This window comes from Colwellia sp. E2M01 (genome assembly GCF_018860585.1).
Lineage (GTDB): Bacteria > Pseudomonadota > Gammaproteobacteria > Enterobacterales > Alteromonadaceae > Colwellia.
The window spans coordinates 88,214-106,881 of record NZ_JAHKPR010000048.1 but is presented as its reverse complement, the minus strand read 5'-3'; the positions used below and the strand labels follow the sequence as shown (position 1 = coordinate 106,881).

Here is an 18,668-nt window from a genome sequence, read left to right as displayed (position 1 = left end):
CCAACGTTAAGCGTTGCAGAAGATGCGGCGTACAGTTTTACCCCTACGGTAAGTGATAATGATGTAGGTGATACAACCACTTTTAGTATTATCAATAAGCCGAGTTGGGCTGTCTTTAATACCGCAACAGGTGCCTTAACAGGAACACCAACGCAAGATGATCTTGGAACCACAACAGGTATTGTTATTACGGTTGCAGATACTGCGTCAGCAACCGATAGCCTCGCAGCATTCAATATTACCGTCTCTAATACAAATGATACGCCAGTGATTTCAGGCTCACCAACATTAACTGTTGCAGAGGATGTTAGTTATAGTTTTGTTCCAACAGTAGTTGATGTCGATGCCGACGATACTGAAACCTTTAGTATTACCAACAAACCGAGTTGGGCAGAGTTTAGCACTACAACAGGTGCCTTAACCGGTACACCATCCAGAGCCGATGCGGGCGATTATACAGGTATAATTCTGAGTGTTAGTGATAAAGATGGCGCAAGTGCAAGCTTACCAGCCTTTACCATTAATGTTACTAACACAAATGAAGCGCCTGTTGCTGAAGCACAAACCTATGAGTTGGAAGAAGACAGCCAAGTAACTGTTACGCTTCGTGCTGAAGATTCTGATGGTGATGAACTGATATACAGCATTGTCACCAACCCTGAACACGGTTCTTTAGTACAATCTACGGATGATACATGGACTTATACACCAGCAGAAAACTATAACGGAACCGACAGTTTTACCTATATAACAACGGATCCTGATACTAACTCTGAGCCAGCAATCGTTGCGTTGACTATTACTCCGATAAACGATGCACCAATTGCAGAAGATGACGTAATTGTATTGAACTACAGAGAAGATGGCCGTTATGTTCTTAATGTTTTGAGTAATGACATTGATGTTGATGAAGATGTATTAACCATTACTAATGCCAGTAGCTCTATCGGTGAAACGACTATTGAAAATGGACAGCTAATATTCCAAGTTCAAGGTGTTATCGAAGGCGATATTGAACTGCAATATGCTATTAATGACAGGCACAGTAGTGATGATAATGGTAATAGTGAAGCAACAGTAACCTTGCGTTTTTCTGATGCAGCTGATGAATTGTTACCTGTTGTTACGCTTCCGGCAGATATAAATGTTAATGCTACAGCATTATATACTAAGGTTAATCTAGGTATTGCTACAGCATTGAATAGTAAAGGTAAGTCAGTACCGGTTTCACTGGTTGATGGTATTAGCCAATTTACACCAGGTAATCACTTGGTGTATTGGCAAGCACAAGATAGTGATGGCTTTAAACGCATTGTTACGCAGCGCGTTGCTGTTAAACCACTTATTAGTATTGCTAAAGATAAACAAGGTAGTGAAGGCAGCCATTATAAAGTGGCGGTTCATCTAAATGGTAAATCACCAAGCTATCCAGTAACGATACCTTATACCATTAGTGGTGATGCAGATAGTGATGACCATAACTTGTTAGCTGGTGAAGTAGTTATTGATTCTGGTTTAATTGGTTATATTGAATTCGATACCTACAACGACAGCATAGAAGAAATGGATGAAACGCTGAATATTGCTCTTGATAGTGCAATGAACTTAGGCGCTAAATCAGTGTTTACACTAACCATTACTGAAAATAACATAGCGCCGTTAGCTAATATTACTGTATCGCAAGATAGTGAAAAACGCACCTTAGTTGGTAAAGACTTAGGTGCGGTTGTTGTCTCAAGTAATGTATTTGATGCTAACGCTAGCGATACCCACACTTATACTTGGGAAAGTATGAATGGAGAGCTTGTTGATATTGATAACGATGAAACGACCTTCACCTTTGATCCTACTAATTTGATGACAGGGCAATATACGCTATCGTTAACAGCAACGGAAAATGGAGCTACATCATTAAATGCTAAAGCATTTGCTTATATTAATGTTGTAGAGGCGTTACCAACACTTACCGACCTTGATAGTGATGGTGATTTAATACCAGATAATATTGAAGGTCATAGTGATAGTGATGGTGATGATATTGCTGATCATTTAGACAACAATAACATTCGTTGTAATGTTCAACCTTCAGAAATTATTATGCAAAATATCAACCTTATTGAAGCTGAGCCTGCTATATGTATACGTCGAGGTATTCACACTACTAATAATGCTTCAGGCTCTATATTAATGAGCATAGAAGAGGTTGTTCAGGATGAGGAAGCTAGTAATATTGGTGGATTATTTGACTTTATTATTAGTGACATACCTGTAGCGGGGCAAAGTGTGAGTATAGTATTGCCACAACGTTTACCTATTCCTGCTAATGCGGTTTACCGTAAATTAACAGCAGATAATATTTGGGTGAATTTTGAGATTGATAATAACAACTACTATTCATCAGCTCCTGGTACTGTGGGATATTGTCCTGCGCCTAATGCCAATGTTTGGACTAAAGGTTTAACCGAAGGTTATTGGTGTGTGCAGTTAACTATTGAAGATGGTGGATCTAATGATGCCGATGGTATTGCTAACAATCAAATTGTTGACCCAGGCGGCGTAGCAACATGGAATAATGCAAACACTTTACCTGAAATTGAAGACGATCAAGTTACAACCACGCAAAACAAAATGGTAATTATTGACGTACTTGCTAATGATACAGATAACGATGGTGATGACTTAACGATTATCAGTGCCAATGTTGACTTTGGAACGGTAACCATTGTTGATCAAACATTAGAGTACCAGCCTGATGATAACTTCTTTGGCTTGGCGACTATAAGCTATGGTGTTAGTGATGGCCACGGTACTGGTTATGGCAAAGTGTTAGTTAATGTTATCGAAAATACAGCACCGGTTGCTAATAGCGATAGTGCAAGTACTAACGATAGATCAGCAATAACTATTGATGCATTAGCCAATGATACCGATGTAGATAACGATGTGCTAACACTTATCGGTGCAAGTGCAGAGCAAGGTAGTGTTGTTATTAATAATAACACGCTGGCATATACGCCGCTTGCAGGCTTTGAAGGTAATGACATTATTACCTATGAAATTAGCGATAACAATGGCGGTATAGATGAAGGACAAGTTGTTATTACCATTAATGCCTATGAAACTATTACCATTACTAATAAATCTAGTGGCGGTAGTATCGGGCTGTATATATTATTAATAGGAAGTACCATGTTATTTATTCGTCGTAGAAATACATCGCGTTTAGGTAATACTGTTGAGAGTAAAATGTCTAAACAAAAAGTGGCTGCAAAATCAGTTGCCGTATTGGCCTTAGCAGGTTTAAGTGCTGGTGTAAGTATGAGCACCAATGCAACTGAATTTAAAGAGATGCCATTATTTGTTAAAGCTGAAGTTGGCAAAGGTAAAGTGCAAACAAATAACCTTTCTGATCAAGTAGCAACAGGCTTAGTTACTGAGGTTGATGATAGTGCAACAAACTGGTCTGTTGGTATAGGTGCGCATCTCACTGAAGATTGGAGTATTACTCTAAGCTATATTGATATGGGAAAAGGCTCTGTAACAATAACCGGTGATACTCTTGATGAAAATGATTATCACCAGAGCGTGTCAGATGTTGCCCCTATTTTTGCCCAAGGTGTAACGCTTGATACTCGCTACCACTTCTTCAAAAAAGATGCTTTTACAGTTTCAGGGTTATTAGGCGTGATGATGTGGGATAGTAAGGTAGACAGTAATTTTGATAATCAAAACCTTAAAAACAAGCAAGATGGCGTTGATGTGTTTTTTGGTATTGAAGGAGGTTATCAAATCAATAATATTTGGAGTGTAAATTTAGGTATAAAACGTTATACACTTGATATTAACGATATTGATATTGCTTACTTAGGCTTGGCTTATCAATTTTAGATAATATCTTTACGTAATATTTGCAATAAATTTACACTGATACTGTTACAAAGGAACAGTTATTAGTGTAAATTTTTGTCTTTAATTGACTGCAATCGTAAATACTATTTAATCTCAGTTCGAGATACACTATACGGCAGAATAAAGTTTATCACTTAAATTTTAAATAGCTATCGTAAGCATTTTCGAAAGTTAAAGTTATTTAAAAATTTTCTCAGCCCAGCGCGCTAAACCTGCAGTAACACTACCAAAGTGATCACCGACAACAATAGGGATATTCGGCATTTGCTGTTGAATAAACTTACTTATTACCGGTGACTTTGCGGTACCGCCAGTCACAAAAATCACATCGGGCAGACAGTCTGCTTGTTCAACCGCTAGTTGCATTATATTGGCAATACTTTCTAAGGTACGCTTATTCGCGGTTTTTAACGTGTCTGTTGTTACTTCTACAGTTAATCCATCGTCAACATCGTTTAAGTCTATACTCTGCTTATTTTGCTCTGACAAAGCTATTTTCGCTTGTTCAGCTGCATTGACTAATTGATAGCTTAACTTGTGATCATGTACGGTAATTAAACGTTCAATAATGGCAGTTTCTTGGGCATCACGAGAAAGTTGAATAAGATCTCGTCTGTTCTGTGCACTGTAAAAGGCTGTTTGTTCATTAATATTGTTAATGGCTAATGCTTGATAAAAACTGCTAGTTGGCATCGGTTTGCCCGTTTTTAATAAGCTGTTCATACCTAAGCTAGGCATTATGCCTTGTAAGGCTAATTGAATATCAAAATCGTTACCGGCAACTCGAACCCCAGTATGGGCAAGCAAATGATCGCTTCGGTCATCAATATTAGTAAAAGCAGGATTCATTAATATCATTGAGCAATCGCTGGTACCGCCACCTATATCTACTACTAATACCCGTGTTTCTTGTGTTAACGATGCTTCAAATTCAAAACCTGCAGCAACCGGCTCAAATTGAAATTCAACGTCTTTAAAGCCAACGCGTTTAGCTGCATTGGTTAATACCGAAATCGCTTGTTGATTACTTTCTTCGCCGTGTAATCCTTGAAAGTTAATAGGTCTGCCAATAACCGTTTGCGTAACTTCTTTTTGTAGGGCTTGCTCGGTAAGGGTTTTAACATTACTCATCATGCTAGCAACAATGTCTTCAAAAAATTGAATTTGCGTTGGTGCTAAGCCACTTGCCCCTAAAAAAGATTTAGGTGATTTGATGTAGTAACCTTCTTCTGGATCGTCAAGATATTGTGCTAAAGCCGCTTTACCGAAGAGTAATTCGCTAGAAATACCATCATATTTAAGTTCGCGAAGTGCAGCTTGTCCCTTTAACAATTGGTTTTTGCGGCTGGCGGTATAATTAAGACGCTCGCCCTCACTTAATTGTGATGATAGCCAATTGGCAATCACATCTCTGCTTGGCGCATATAGGTTTGAGGCAATGTATGACTCATCACCTAACAGTTGGATAATTTGAGGTTGGTCGTTGCGCATAGTGGCAACACCACAATTTGATGTACCGTAATCGAAACCTATCATATATCTGCTTTCTAGCTGCGGAAAAAGGTCGCGTAGCATACAAAGTTACAGTTAAAACCTCAAGCTTTAACCAATGTTTTTAATGTTATGAACTTATGTCATAAAGGCTTTGTTGTGTTCATTTTTTTAGGCAGCTAAAATATTAACAATTGAAATAAGCTCATCGCTTTAGGTATTAAGTATTAGGTAAATAATGAAATTAACGAAAACTAATCAGAAAATTGATAACAACATTTGTAAAGCGCTGACCATTGCTTGTGAATCTTCTTTACATGAAGTTCCTGGCTTTGTGTGGTTAACCCATAGAGCCAATTACACTAATTTTCCTGCGAGTTTAGTGGTTACTTGTGTCTTTACAAGCGAAGCTGATATTGATGCGATGACGGTGCAGCAACAAGATGATTTTTTACGTAACAATATTCAAAAGCAATTATTAAAAGTGGGCGTTGTTGTTAAAAGCATTAAAAATGCGGTACGTTTTGACAGTGAAGAAGCGTGTGATAAACATCACCGCGGAGAGTGGGATACGCGCTTAGCGCTCAATACGGTTAAGCAAAAACCTAATGCTAAACGTATGCATTAATCACCCATAAAAAAACCTAAGATGATTATCATCTTAGGCTTAATAATAACTTCATGTTGTTCACTTTATATTTAGCAACAACTAACTAATTTAAGTGAACCATTGTGTTTATACGCGAACTTGTCCGTCACCAAACACTACAAATTTCTCGGTTGTTAACGCTTCTAAACCCATTGGGCCGTAGGCATGTAACTTACTGGTTGAAATACCAATTTCAGAGCCCAAGCCTAATTGGTTACCATCAGAAAAGCGTGATGAAGCATTAATCATTACAACAGAAGAGTTAATTTGGCGAACAAATTGATGACCGCGTGAAATATCTTGAGTAATAATTACTTCAGTATGATCTGAGGTGTATTCATTGATATGACTTACCGCTTCATCGTATGTGTTTACTACTTTCACAGCAATTTCTTGTGCTAAATATTCTGCATGATAATCTTCGTCAGTTGCTAATTCTGCATTAGCAAAGTAACCAATACTGTTTTTACAAGCGTGTACTTTTACTTGTGCTGCTTCTTTTAATGCTTTAGCGGCAAGTGGTAAAAACTCACCACTAATTTCACCGTGAACTAAAACAGTTTCAAAGGCATTACAGGCACTCGGCTTTTGGGTTTTGCCATTTACCAAAATATTTACTGCTTTATTTAAATCTGCATCTTTATCAATGTATAAGTGACAAACACCTTTGTAATGTTGAATAACAGGAATACGGCTGTTTTCAGTTACATAACGAATAAGCCCTTCACCACCACGAGGGATAACTAAGTCAATGGTCTCATTTTGCTGTAGTAAGTCTTCAATAACACCACGACTAGTGTCAGGAATAACACTGACAATGTTTGGATCAACATCATGCGCGGCTAGTACTGCATGTAAACATTGAGCAATGGCTAAGTTAGAATGAATCGCTTCTGAGCCACCACGTAAAATTACTGCATTACCTGATTTAATACATAAAGCCGCTGCTTCTGCTGTAACGTTAGGGCGAGCCTCGTAAATCATCGCAATAACGCCAAGAGGAATACGCATTTTACCTACTTGTATACCATTTGGACGAAGTGATAATTTATCAACATCGCCAATTGGATCAGTTAACGCGACAATTTCACGAATAGCCGAGGCAATATCTTTGATGCCTTTTTCGTCTAATACCAAACGTTGTAACATGGCTTCTGAAAGGCCTTTTTCTCGACCTGCGGTAATGTCTTTGTCATTTTCTAAAATAATTGCAGCACTATTTTCTTCAACTGCATCGGCAATTGCATTTAACAGCGTATTTTTTTCGCTGCTATTAAGTTGTGCTGCTGTTCTACTTGCTTTTTTAGCATTGCTAGCCATTGTGGCCATATTAAAATCTGTCATCTGGATACTCTTTTTTAAATTTTTTAGATATTAAGTGCTTTATTGTGCTGTTAAGCGCTTTATAAAATAACCATGTCATCTCGATGTACAACAACATCGCCATAGTCATGCCCTAGCGTTGTGATGATATCGTTACTGTGTTTACCCATAATTCTTTTTAAATCATAGTGGCTATATAAGGTGATACCTTTACCAATAATTTTATTGGTTTGAGCATCAACTAAATCGATAGCGTCACCCGCTTTAAAGCGGTTGGTTACTGACTTTATACCGGCAGGTAATAAAGAAGCACCTTGATTTACAATGGCATTTACTGCGCCAGGATCTAGCTTAATTTTACCGCGACTTTTCAGCGTATGTTTTACCCAGTGTTTTTTAGCTGAAATAATTTCTTTATCTGCAGCAAAGCGAGTTCCGGGATTTACTTGCTCTATTAACGAGCTAAATACTTCACTTTTAGTGCCGTTGACAATGTAGGTATTGATACCGTGTTCAGTGGCTTTTTCTGCCGCTTCAATTTTTGTCTTCATACCACCCGTTGCTTGCGGGTTACGGCTAGTGCCAGCCATGGCGTATATTTCATCAGTGATTTTATCAATATTAGGTATTAATACTGCGTCATCATTAATATTTGGGTCTTTCGTAAATACGCCATCAATATCACTTAAAATAAATAAGCTGTCAGCCTCACAAGCTTGCGCTACTAAAGCGGCTAAGTTGTCATTATCGCCGATAGAAAGCGCTTTGGTGGTAACCGTATCATTTTCATTAACGATAGGTAACACGCCATTGGCTAATTGGATCTTGATAGTTTCTTGAATGCTGATAAAGCGTTCACGATCAGCTAAATCATTTTGCGTGATGAGAATTTGGCTACAAGGAATATCGAAAAACCGTTGCCAGTTTGCCATCATTTGCATTTGCCCAACACTGGACATAGCTTTTTTAACTGGGAGGGAAAGTTCAGGTGAACCATGTTGAATAACTGTTCTACCTGCGGCAACACCACCGGAAGAAACTAAAATAATTTCTTTACCTTGTTGTTGGCATTTGGTTATGAATTGTGCGATTGCTAATATATATTGGCCGCTACAACCATCGCTTGTTGGTGCCACTAAAGCACTACCTACTTTGATTACAGCTCTGTTAAAGTCCATCTGTTCTCCTATTGTTATACTGTCCCAAGTATGCCCTAAAAAGGGCTGAAATTCAATTGGTAAAGAAATTCACCAAAAAAATTAGAGGCTTAACATCTATTTTTAATCGTCTTATCAAGTATATGCAAGTAAACAAGTGTTTTAATATGTTACCTATTTAAAATTGTCTTTATTATGTTGTTATAAAAATAAAAGTGATCACTTTTTATGCAAAAATAAATTATTGAGTAAATATAAATGATTCCACGCCTTATTTGTATAACAGTAATGTGACAGTAATCTAAGTTATAATAAAAAAATTTAATTATGAGTGAAATCGTGGTTAAATGGCGATATTCGCGTCACTCATCTATTATTAGTTAATATTAAGCTATGCTAAATTTCTTACCTGCCAAATTGACCCTTTTTATTTGTTTCTTTATTTATACTCTCAACACTGTATTTTGGCTTATTCCTATTTTAGTTTTTTCATTGTGTAAAGCATTAATCCCATTAGATTTTTCTCAAAAAACTTTTAGTTATTTACTTAACTTAATGGCGAGTAATTGGGTAGCAACAAACAGTGTTGTGCAAAAAATATTTACTAAAACAGATATTGTTATTACCGGCTTAGAAAAACTGCAATTAAAAGACTGGTATTTAGTGATTGCTAATCATCAAAGCTGGGTTGATATTGTTGTTTTACAACGTGCATTGCACGGTAACATTCCTTTTTTAAAATTCTTCTTAAAAAGAGAGTTGATCTATGTTCCTTTACTGGGCTTAGCTTGGTGGGCGTTAGACTTCCCTTTTATGAAACGTTACAGCCAAGCGTTTTTAAAGAAAAACCCACATTTACGTGGTAAAGATTTAGAAACCACACGTATTGCTTGCGCTAAGTTTAAGTATACGCCGGTAAGTGTGATGAACTTCATTGAAGGCACACGCTTTACTCAAGCAAAACATGATAAACAGCAATCGCCATTTCAACATTTATTAAAGCCAAAAACAGGCGGTATTTCTTTTGTTTTAGACGCGATGGGCGAAAATTTATCAAAAATTGTTGATGTAACAATTTTTTATCCTGATGGCATTCCAAGTTTTGGTGATTTTGTTTCAGGAAAAGTAGATCGCGTACATATAGATATTAAAACGTTTGATATTGCCAGTGAGCTTAGTCATATTAACTTTTCAGATCGCGGTGATAAAGTTGCTTTTCAAAAGTGGGTAACACAGTTTTGGCACAATAAAGACGCAAGGCTTGAGGAAATAAAGCAACAATATATCGTTCAAGATCAAGTAAATAAAACAAGCTAATAAAGCAAGCCGTGATAAAAATCTATAGCCTACAGTGACGCGTTAAATAACGAAGTTACTATCAAAATGACAGGAGTCATCTATGAATGAGTTGATCAGTACTTGGTTAAGCGAGCAAGGTTTAAGTAATAAGTACCTCGCGACTAGTACTATTTCTGTAGGTATTTCTTTTGTGCTGCTAGTAGCAGTGTTAAGTTACTACCTAGCTAAATATCAAATACTTACCTTAGTTCACAGACTGATTGTTCACAGTAAAAATCAATGGGATGATGCGTTAATAGAGCATGGCGTATTAACTCGAATGACGTTACTCGTACCGCTGCTTTTTATTCTATTTTTATCACCTTTAGTGTTACCCCCTGAAAGTTTAGCGAATATTTCGTTAATACTGATGGCTAAAATATTACTCACTTTTCAAATAACTCGTAGTATCAGTGCGTTATTAAATGTTAGCCGAAGTATTTATAGAGAAGGTGCGAAACAACGGTTTTTACCCTTAAACGCTATTATTCAAATCATTAAATTAGCGTTATATTTAGTTGCCGCCATTGTTATTATCTCACTAATTATCGATCGCTCACCAGTATATTTACTCAGTGGTTTAGGGGCATTAACAGCAGTATTGTTGTTAGTGTTTCAAGATACTATTAAAGGTTTGGTGGCTAGTATTCAAATATCAGCAAATAGAATGGTCGTTACTGGCGACTGGGTTGAGTTGCCTAAATATGGCGCCGATGGTGATGTATTAGAAATAGGTTTAAGCACCGTAAAAATTGAAAATTTTGACAAAACCATTACGACAGTACCAACTTATGCATTGATCAGTGATTCATTTAAAAACTGGCGTAATATGTATCAAGTAGGTGCTCGCCGTATCAAGCGTACCATCATCATAGATATGGCAACGATTGATTTTTACAGTGCCAATAAAATTAGTCAGCTTACTAACGCGCACCTGCTAAATGGTTACTTGAAAAAGAAAAAAGAAGAGCTTGGGCACGATGAAGAAGGGCAATCAGCAGATGAAAATGCCATAACACTGAATAAAATTAATAAAAGACAACTAACCAATATCGGAACATTTCGCGCCTATATAACCGCATATTTACAACAAAACGCTAATATTCGCGATGACTTAACTTGCATGGTTAGACAGCTTTCGGCAACAGAATCAGGTTTGCCGTTAGAAATTTATTGTTTTGCTAATACTACTAATTGGCTTGATTACGAAGCTATTCAAGCGGATATATTTGATCACCTTTTTGCTATTGCACCGCAATTTGAACTGCGTGTTTTTCAACACCCAAGTGGTTATGATTGGCAGCAAAAGTTTAATCAATAAACACTTGCTCAATAGCCTATTATTTAAGTGAAAACACAAACAATGCAACTAGCGTTGTCTGATCACACCTTCTTGCATGGTTGAGGCGACTAACTGCCCTTGACGATTATATATTTTTCCTTTAACTAAGCCTCTGCCATTGCTGGCAGAAGGGCTATCCATACAGTAAAGCAACCAATCATCAAAACGAAATGGACGATGAAACCACATGGCATGGTCTATTGTCGCAATTTGAAAATTTGGAAGCCAATGGCTTGCACCATGCGGTAATAAAGCGGTTGGTAAGAAGTGAAAGTCAGAGGTGTAAGCAAGTAGATTGGTGTGTAAAGCTATATCATCAGGTAGCTCACCATTGGTTTTAATCCACATTTGGCTGGCAGATTCAGTTGCTTTAGGTTGTAACCAATTATATTGCTGCACAGGACGCATATCGATGGGCTTTTCAGCCAGGAATTTTTCACGTAACGCTTCTGGAATATATTTTTGGTTGGCATGTATATAGTCACTGAACGACGGAAGCTCTTCAGGGGGAGTTACTTCTGGCATAGGGTCTTGATGGTCAAACCCCACTTCCGATACCTGAAAAGATGCGGTCATATAAAAAATAGTTTTACCTTTTTGTATTGCTTGTACTCTACGAGTACTAAAACTTGCACCATTACGCATTACTTCTACTTCATAAACCACGGGTAAACTGGCATCGCCAGGACGTAAAAAATAAGAATGTAATGAGTGCACAAAGCGATCATTAGGAATGGTTTCTTGTGCAGCTGAAAGTGCTTGCCCCATTACCTGCCCACCAAACAATGCTTTAAAGCCTAAATCTTGGCTTTGGCCGCGATAAATACCTTCTTCAATGGTTTCTAATTTTAAAAGTGCTGATAACTCATTTAATACACGTGTCATTTTTTACCTTAAATATCAAAAAATCTCTGACGTACGCCACTTAACTCAAGGTGGTAAGTGTAATGTTTATTGATGTCACATGCAAAGTAGGTTAAATTTTATTCGACAATAAATGTTTAATAATAAAATAATAAAATAATAAAATAATAAAATAATAACAGCACAATTGAATAAAAATAATAGAAAAATAAGATTGGGGTAGAGGGGATAATAATGGATAAAGCAAGAGAGCAGCTTCTTGAGCGTCGGGAAGACAAAAAAATAGATACAAATGAACTTTGGGAAGAATTAACTTTAGCACAAAAATTTGCCGCTAATAGTTTACTTAGACTTGGTTATGATCTTAATTGGATCAGAGATGTAGATGAAACGCATTTAGCCATATTACGATGTAATGATAATGTTGCCGTTATTTCTAAAGAAGGTGAAGTCGATACTCAACCAAGTATTCATATCCGTCTTTAAGTTAGCATTGTATTAGTAAGCAATTAAAAGCGTCCGTTGACGCTTTTTTTGTGTCTTTTTTCTGCTTTTTAAGGCTTTTCAAGTTTTAATAACGTAAAATAGCCTACATTATTTGTTAAACAGCAAGTGTACCTATGTCACGTTCAAAAAAATCAAGAAAACCAGGTGGAGCACCAACCGCTAAACCTAAATTAAGTAAGCAAGAATTAGCTAATGTTGAAAAGCGTATCCGCAAAACTACGGGTAAAGTAGCGGGTAATCGTCAAAAAGAAGCAACACAAAAGCAAAATGATGCTAATCAAAAAGGCGTTAAAAAAGATCCGCGTTTAGGCAATAAAACCCCGATTGTTTTAGTGGCTAAAGACAAATCAAAAGAAGCGAAAGTAAAACCTAACGACGATAAACTTGCGCCAATGGCAAGAGTGCGTTTTGTTGAAAATGAGGACGCAGAGCTAGTACAACAAGCCGCGAGACTTTCTCCTGAAGATGAATTAAACGCCATTGAAGATGATGCACAGTTACAGGCTATTTTAGCGAAGCAAGAAGATGATATCGCTTTAACTGAAGAAGAAGTTAACTACTACAATGACATGATGGATCGCCATCAAGCTTTGTCAGCTGAACTTGGGCTTGATGAATATGATGACAGTGAAGAAAGTGACGATGAAGCGGTTGATAATGACAGTGAAGATGAATTATGGGACAAATTAGATCGCCCAAATTTTTCAGACTTTGACGATTCATCTAAATAACAAGAGTAGTGATTAATGAGTGAATATTGGTTTTATCTTTTATTGCTAGGTGTTTGTATTGTACTTGCATTAGCGTTTTATGCCGGTCGATTACTGCAACAAGTTGCACAGCAAAAAGCGCGACAACTTAAAGCTGAGCAAGACCAACAAGTAGCATTAAATAAACATGATAAAAAAATATTAGACAGTGTTTTACTCATTACTCGTGCAATGCAGCAAGAGCAATGTGAATTTGATGAGGGCTGTTGGCGCTTATCGGTTTTATTATCTTCACTAAAAACCATGTCAGAGTTATCAGCTAAGTTTCCGAACATTTATGGTTTGTATGAAGCAATTAAAGATCTTGCCATTCTTGATGCACGTAAAGAGCTGACCAAAAAAGAGCGTATGCGAGAAGACTATCAACGCATGGTCGCCTTAGACAAAATGCATGATGGTGTAGTGACAGATTTAAAAGCACTACATCAATTCACCACAGAGCAACTCGTTAAGTTAACGCCAAGCCAAGCTTAAAATAGCCTTTACAAGCTTGTGATTACATCGTTAATAGTACTGTTATTGCGCTCGATCAAGTTACGAAAATAATCACGGCTTATAATACCCTTGTTAATTAAATACTAGGGTATAAAGTATGCAAGTAAGCCAGTTTTTCGATGAAACGCTATTAAATAAATATAACGCCAGTGGGCCAAGATATACCTCATATCCTACCGCGTTAGAATTCCATGATAATTTTACCCATGATGATTTTATTAAAGCGATTCAAAACTCGAAAAACCATGAATTATCACTTTATGTGCATATTCCTTTTTGCCATACCCTTTGTTATTACTGTGGTTGTAATAAAGTCATCACTCGCCATCGCGACAAAGCCGATACCTATCTTGAATATTTAGCCGAAGAAATTTCTCTACAAGCGCCATTATTTAGCGACTATACCGTTAAGCAATTGCATTGGGGTGGTGGTACACCGAGTTTTTTAACACACCAACAAATAACTAAACTTGTTAACCTGTTAAAAGAAAAATTTACTTTTTCTGATGAATTAGAAATGAGTATCGAAATAGATCCGCGTGAAATAGAAATGGATTTAGCCGAACATTTATATTCATTAGGTTTTAACCGTTTAAGTCTAGGCGTACAAGATCTTGATTTAAAAGTGCAGCAAGCTATTAACCGAGTACAATCAACCGAGTTTATTGGTGATTTTATTAGCCATGCTAAAGCCGTAGGGTTCACTTCTATTAACATTGACTTAATTTATGGTCTACCGCATCAAACTCTGGAAACCTTCGCCAAAACCCTGTTAAAAGCTCATGAATGGGATGTTGATCGTATCTCTCTATTTAGTTATGCCCACATGCCAAGTTTGTTTGCCGCACAGCGTAAGTTGCGTGATGAATGGCTACCTAGCACACAACAAAAATTTGCTTTGATGAAACTAGCTATAGAAACATTGTGCGGTTTTGGCTATGACTTTATCGGTATGGATCACTTTGCCAAACCTAATGATGAATTATCAAAAGCGCAACGCAACGGTACTTTACACCGTAATTTTCAAGGTTATACCACCAAAGGTGGTTGTGACTTATTGGGTTTAGGCGTGTCTTCAATCAGCGCTATTGGCGATAGTTTTAGCCAAAATATAAAAGAACTAAAAGCCTATTATCAAGCCATTACCGACAAGCAACATGCACAAATAAAAGGCGTTGCCTTATTTGACGACGATATTATTCGTGGTGAGGTTATTCGTGAACTAATGTGTAACTTGTATGTAGACAAACAAGTGATTAATGATAAATATAATATTAATTTTGATAATTACTTTGTTGACGATTTACCGCTGTTAGAAACTTTTATTGATGATGGCTTAGTAGAAAACCATGCGCAGTATATTAAGGTAGAGCAAAAAGCGAGATTACTTATTCGTAATATTTGTATGAGTTTTGACGCTTACATGAAAAAGCATATTAACCAACAACGCTTCTCTCGAGTGATTTAATTAATATAAAAAATCCGCTGCTCTTAAAAAGAGCAGCGGATTTTAATGTTATAACGACTATTACCCATGTTAATTAGGATTAAGGCTAAGCTAACTCGCTAACACTTAATCGCTGAAAAATAGTCCCTATATATTTTTGCAATACTTGTGGGGATTGCGTCATAAAGCTTTGTAAACAAGTCTCGCCAGTTTTTTTAGTGCCTTCGGTTTCAGTAAACAGGGTTGCAGCATCAGATAATACCTGGCCTAGAATAATTTGCTCGGTTTTAAAATCAGCTGTGTTTTTACAATGTTGAGTGAACGCAAAGAGCGTTTCTAATATGGCTGACTTGTAATAAATCGGTTGTAAATGTTGCACTAAGCCATCAATACAACGAGCAAAGCTCTCCTCTCTTGGTGTCATTGAGCTTCGAGTTATTTCAGCGTCTAATACTTCAGCGGCATTATCGTCATCGGCAAAAATTATACGTGAAGTGTGTGCCAAGCTTTGCCAAATATCGGCAAGTAAATCATCATCAATACGTGTAAACAAGCCCCTTTCAGAACGCCATTCTAACCAATCGGTGTCTACTGCTTGAGTAAAGTCAGACTGCGGATGTTTAATAGTATGATCACAAAAATTAAATTTAACATTTTCATTAAATTCTTGTTGTTGGCTTGTCAGTACTTCGCGCACTGCTTGGTTTAATTCAAAAGGTGATTTTAAAGATAACTCAACAAAAGTACTTTCACTACATTCATCATGTTTTGCACATAAAGCTAATAAATTATTAATTTTTATTGAACGTAAACCATTAAATACTAGTGTTTTGGTACGTACTATATTACCTAAAGTTACTAGCATCTCTTGTACTAAAGTACGTTCAAGTAATTGATGACAAGTGTCATCTAACAGTTTTAACAGTTCTTTAGGTTTTAATAGTGAGTTTTCGTGAGTGAGTATTAAGTGTTTTTCTTCGCCTATAACAATATCTATATGGCGCGCGCAAACCAATGATAAATCATCAGCTAAATCTTTGTGCGCTAATTTAAGTATTGAAAAACAAAGCCTTGCTGTTAACCAATGATGTTTATGCTGAGCTCTAGCGTAAATGCCCGAGACCAATTGAGCAAAATTAATCGTGTTATCATTGTCTGCGCTAATGTCTTCGGTCAACACAGAATCTAATGTATAAACGGATAACCAAGTTGTAATTTGTTGATAAAAACTTAAATCATCAGTTTCGCTACTTTTAATTTGCAGTTGAATTTCATCAGGCAAGGCTAATAAATCAAAAGAATAAGCATGTGCGCTAGACATTTGCTCGGTATTAAATAAGCCTTTTACCGTTAAATCAGGCACCATCAAGTTATTCACTTTAGAGGCTCTAATAGCCAAACTTGCTGACGCATAACCAATATTAGTGTGGCTAATTCTAAGTTGTAATTCTTTAATAGCTTTTAATAACACCGCGGCATTAACACTGTCACAGATATCTTGCGTGACTAAATACGTAAATACGGCAACCTCGTTGTTTATCCAACTCTTATTTATGTAGCTTAATTCTCGCAGTAAATCAGCGGTGGCCAATTCAGCATCAAATTTTAAATAATTATTTTCATCGTACTGTAAGTTGGATAATGATAAATAGGGTTTATCATTAATTTTAAAAGTTTGTGCTGTTGCTAAACCTTGAAATCGACGTTTTGGTCGGCCAGTTAACGCTAAGCTTTTATTAGCGCCAACTTTTCTAAATGACTCGACTAACTCGGAAGCAGAAATAACATTGATAGGGCTGATATCACTATAGGTCTCGCTGATAACGCCATGCTCTGCTAATTGCAGTTTCACGCTTTCGTTTTCCGCTAATACCACAAGAGCGATTTGTGTGTCGGTATTTTTGGTTGAACGATTACGTAATTGTAAAGGGTCTAAATCATCAGCTTGTACCAAACCTTCATCAAGCATTAAGCCGGTAAAATATAAGCTTTGCGCCCATACTAACGGAATGTTTTCATTGGGTTTTCGTGGTTGCGAACCAGGATTGTTTCGTTCGCCTTCTAATTCAGGCTTATCAACAAAGTACAGCTCTGGTAACAAAAATTTACCATCTTGTTCCACCATGACAGATTCTAGTTGATCGCGATATTTTTTAGCGAGTTCTTCGTCTTTATCAAACAATGCTTGAATATAAAGATAGGTATGAAACAGCGGCCACTCTGATTCAATATGTTCAAAGTCAGCTAGCTCTGAATGTTCATAATACATTCTGCTGTGATCTTCTATGCTGGTTTGATGTCCATCCCATAAAAAGCGTTTACAGCCGTAGTTACCACCTAACTCCGACAATATCTTATTACGCGTTTCATTAGCTAAGGCGGTGTCGCCTACTGCAAAAGCAGGAAAGCCAATAATACTTAATAAAGCACTGTCTACTTCTTTAGAAATAGATTCTCGTGGTAATAAATGCGTTAAGGTGTTTCTTGCCCGAGAAATGGCATCAGGAATAGTGTGTACAACGGCTCTTGGATTGTCGTTATCACCAAAAAGATTAAGTTCATCTAAGGCTTGTAATGCCGCTTTAGCCATACCTACTGAGCTGGCGTTGATTTCTGTTTTACCATTATTAATTTTATTGCCGCGCTCCCAAATTCCGTAATCGGGGATGCGGTATGCTGAAGCGATATAGTAAATAAGGTTTTGTACAAAATCGACTTCATCAATGGTGTTGATAACGCGTAAACCAGTTGCTGTCATTTGCGCAAGCATTAGTAAAAAAACCGATGTGGCGTCTATTTGCAAATGTCCCCACTCGTGATCTTCTACAACGTTTAAACCTGTTTGCGTATTGTATTTTGCATGCAAACAATCCATAGCATTAAGCGTGTGTTTAAATGTTTCTACTTTTGGCGCTTGGCGCATCATAGATTGCAGCAAACCACGCATTAACTTAATAGTGGCTTGGTTAAGTTCGTCGCTTCTTACCTTTTCTCCGCCTTTTTTATAGGCACTGCCTAAGGTCCAAACACACATAATAGAATAGACGTTGTCGCGTACCCAAGCGTCGGTATAATCACCATGAGTTGTTATAGCTGTGCTGGCAGGTAATAGCCCAGTTACGGGGTGCTGGCGAGTAAGAATAATATCGTTAATATCGTTGTATAATCGGTCGAGCAGTAAAATTTTATCCATAAGACTAGCTACCAAGTTTTTTATTAAATACGTAAACTTTTTTGGGGGGCTTAACGTATAAAATAACAATATTTAGAGTTAAAATACTAAAGGTAAATCTTGGCAATATCAATTTAATAATTAATATATGAATATTCGTAATAAATTTAAGGTTTTTTTAATTATTGCTTTACTGGTTGCATA

At 36.9% G+C, this 18,668-nt stretch carries 13 protein-coding genes; 8 read left to right on the top strand and 5 right to left on the bottom strand.

Features of this window, described 5'->3' with window-relative positions; genetic code table 11:
• The coding region (locus KO502_RS10775; protein ID WP_216022578.1) for an Ig-like domain-containing protein at positions 1-3,888 on the top strand (3,888 nt) is incomplete at its 5' end.
• Between the two features lie 198 nt (positions 3,889-4,086).
• Here KO502_RS10775 and yegD read toward each other — a convergent pair.
• Entirely contained in the window at positions 4,087-5,445 is a 1,359-nt protein-coding gene (gene yegD / locus KO502_RS10770) for a molecular chaperone (RefSeq protein ID WP_216022577.1), read from the bottom strand.
• A 193-nt stretch (positions 5,446-5,638) separates the two neighbouring features.
• Here yegD and KO502_RS10765 point away from each other — a divergent pair, with 193 nt between their 5' ends.
• Positions 5,639-6,028, top strand: a complete 390-nt coding sequence (locus KO502_RS10765; protein ID WP_216022576.1) for a Fis family transcriptional regulator — start codon at positions 5,639-5,641, stop codon at positions 6,026-6,028.
• A gap of 108 nt (positions 6,029-6,136) precedes the next feature.
• Here KO502_RS10765 and KO502_RS10760 read toward each other — a convergent pair whose 3' ends face one another.
• Together KO502_RS10760 and proB are read right to left on the bottom strand one after the other, a co-directional pair.
• Positions 6,137-7,393: a glutamate-5-semialdehyde dehydrogenase gene (locus KO502_RS10760; protein ID WP_216022575.1), complete on the bottom strand. Its 1,257-nt coding sequence runs from the start codon at positions 7,391-7,393 to the stop codon at positions 6,137-6,139.
• 59 nt (positions 7,394-7,452) lie between these two features.
• The gene (proB, locus tag KO502_RS10755) at positions 7,453-8,550 is read right to left on the bottom strand and encodes a glutamate 5-kinase (RefSeq protein ID WP_216022574.1); all 1,098 of its coding nucleotides are present in this window, start codon (positions 8,548-8,550) and stop codon (positions 7,453-7,455) included.
• 372 nt (positions 8,551-8,922) lie between these two features.
• Between proB and KO502_RS10750 the strand changes: the two genes are divergently transcribed.
• Both KO502_RS10750 and KO502_RS10745 read left to right on the top strand, forming a co-directional pair.
• Positions 8,923-9,846, top strand: coding sequence for an acyltransferase (locus KO502_RS10750; protein WP_216022573.1), 924 nt, complete (start codon positions 8,923-8,925; stop codon positions 9,844-9,846).
• 82 nt (positions 9,847-9,928) lie between these two features.
• Positions 9,929-11,188, top strand: coding sequence for a mechanosensitive ion channel family protein (locus KO502_RS10745; protein ID WP_216022572.1), 1,260 nt, complete (start codon positions 9,929-9,931; stop codon positions 11,186-11,188).
• A 48-nt stretch (positions 11,189-11,236) separates the two neighbouring features.
• Here KO502_RS10745 and tesB read toward each other — a convergent pair whose 3' ends face one another.
• Complete coding sequence (gene tesB, locus KO502_RS10740) at positions 11,237-12,094, bottom strand: acyl-CoA thioesterase II (protein ID WP_216022571.1); 858 nt, start codon at positions 12,092-12,094, stop codon at positions 11,237-11,239.
• A 213-nt stretch (positions 12,095-12,307) separates the two neighbouring features.
• Between tesB and KO502_RS10735 the strand changes: the two genes are divergently transcribed.
• The 4 genes from KO502_RS10735 (at position 12,308) to hemN (ending at position 15,313) form a co-directional block, all read left to right on the top strand.
• Positions 12,308-12,559, top strand: a complete 252-nt coding sequence (locus KO502_RS10735; protein WP_216022570.1) for a hypothetical protein — start codon at positions 12,308-12,310, stop codon at positions 12,557-12,559.
• Positions 12,560-12,693: 134 nt separating this feature from the next.
• Complete coding sequence (yihI, locus tag KO502_RS10730; RefSeq protein ID WP_216022569.1) at positions 12,694-13,311, top strand: Der GTPase-activating protein YihI; 618 nt, start codon at positions 12,694-12,696, stop codon at positions 13,309-13,311.
• A gap of 15 nt (positions 13,312-13,326) precedes the next feature.
• Positions 13,327-13,824 carry a DUF2489 domain-containing protein gene (locus tag KO502_RS10725; RefSeq protein WP_216022568.1) on the top strand — a complete coding sequence of 166 codons (498 nt, stop codon included), beginning with the start codon at positions 13,327-13,329 and terminating at the stop codon, positions 13,822-13,824.
• A 118-nt stretch (positions 13,825-13,942) separates the two neighbouring features.
• On the top strand, positions 13,943-15,313 hold the full coding sequence (hemN, locus tag KO502_RS10720) for an oxygen-independent coproporphyrinogen III oxidase (RefSeq protein WP_216022567.1): 1,371 nt from the start codon (positions 13,943-13,945) through the stop codon (positions 15,311-15,313).
• An 85-nt stretch (positions 15,314-15,398) separates the two neighbouring features.
• On the opposite strand, the gene KO502_RS10715 is transcribed toward hemN, so the two are convergent.
• Positions 15,399-18,485: a glycoside hydrolase family 15 protein gene (locus tag KO502_RS10715; RefSeq protein ID WP_216022566.1), complete on the bottom strand. Its 3,087-nt coding sequence runs from the start codon at positions 18,483-18,485 to the stop codon at positions 15,399-15,401.
• Positions 18,486-18,668 lie beyond the last annotated feature (183 nt).

Excerpts from the sequence above, each read along its gene's own strand:
- yegD (WP_216022577.1), bottom strand. The coding sequence starts at position 5,445 with ATGATAGGTTTCGATTACGGTACATCAAATTGTGGTGTTGCCACTATG.
- KO502_RS10765 (WP_216022576.1), top strand. The coding sequence starts at position 5,639 with ATGAAATTAACGAAAACTAATCAGAAAATTGATAACAACATTTGTAAA.
- KO502_RS10760 (WP_216022575.1), bottom strand. The coding sequence starts at position 7,393 with ATGACAGATTTTAATATGGCCACAATGGCTAGCAATGCTAAAAAAGCA.
- proB (WP_216022574.1), bottom strand. The coding sequence starts at position 8,550 with ATGGACTTTAACAGAGCTGTAATCAAAGTAGGTAGTGCTTTAGTGGCA.
- KO502_RS10750 (WP_216022573.1), top strand. The coding sequence starts at position 8,923 with ATGCTAAATTTCTTACCTGCCAAATTGACCCTTTTTATTTGTTTCTTT.
- KO502_RS10745 (WP_216022572.1), top strand. The coding sequence starts at position 9,929 with ATGAATGAGTTGATCAGTACTTGGTTAAGCGAGCAAGGTTTAAGTAAT.
- tesB (WP_216022571.1), bottom strand. The coding sequence starts at position 12,094 with ATGACACGTGTATTAAATGAGTTATCAGCACTTTTAAAATTAGAAACC.
- KO502_RS10735 (WP_216022570.1), top strand. The coding sequence starts at position 12,308 with ATGGATAAAGCAAGAGAGCAGCTTCTTGAGCGTCGGGAAGACAAAAAA.
- yihI (WP_216022569.1), top strand. The coding sequence starts at position 12,694 with ATGTCACGTTCAAAAAAATCAAGAAAACCAGGTGGAGCACCAACCGCT.
- KO502_RS10725 (WP_216022568.1), top strand. The coding sequence starts at position 13,327 with ATGAGTGAATATTGGTTTTATCTTTTATTGCTAGGTGTTTGTATTGTA.
- hemN (WP_216022567.1), top strand. The coding sequence starts at position 13,943 with ATGCAAGTAAGCCAGTTTTTCGATGAAACGCTATTAAATAAATATAAC.
- KO502_RS10715 (WP_216022566.1), bottom strand. The coding sequence starts at position 18,485 with ATGGATAAAATTTTACTGCTCGACCGATTATACAACGATATTAACGAT.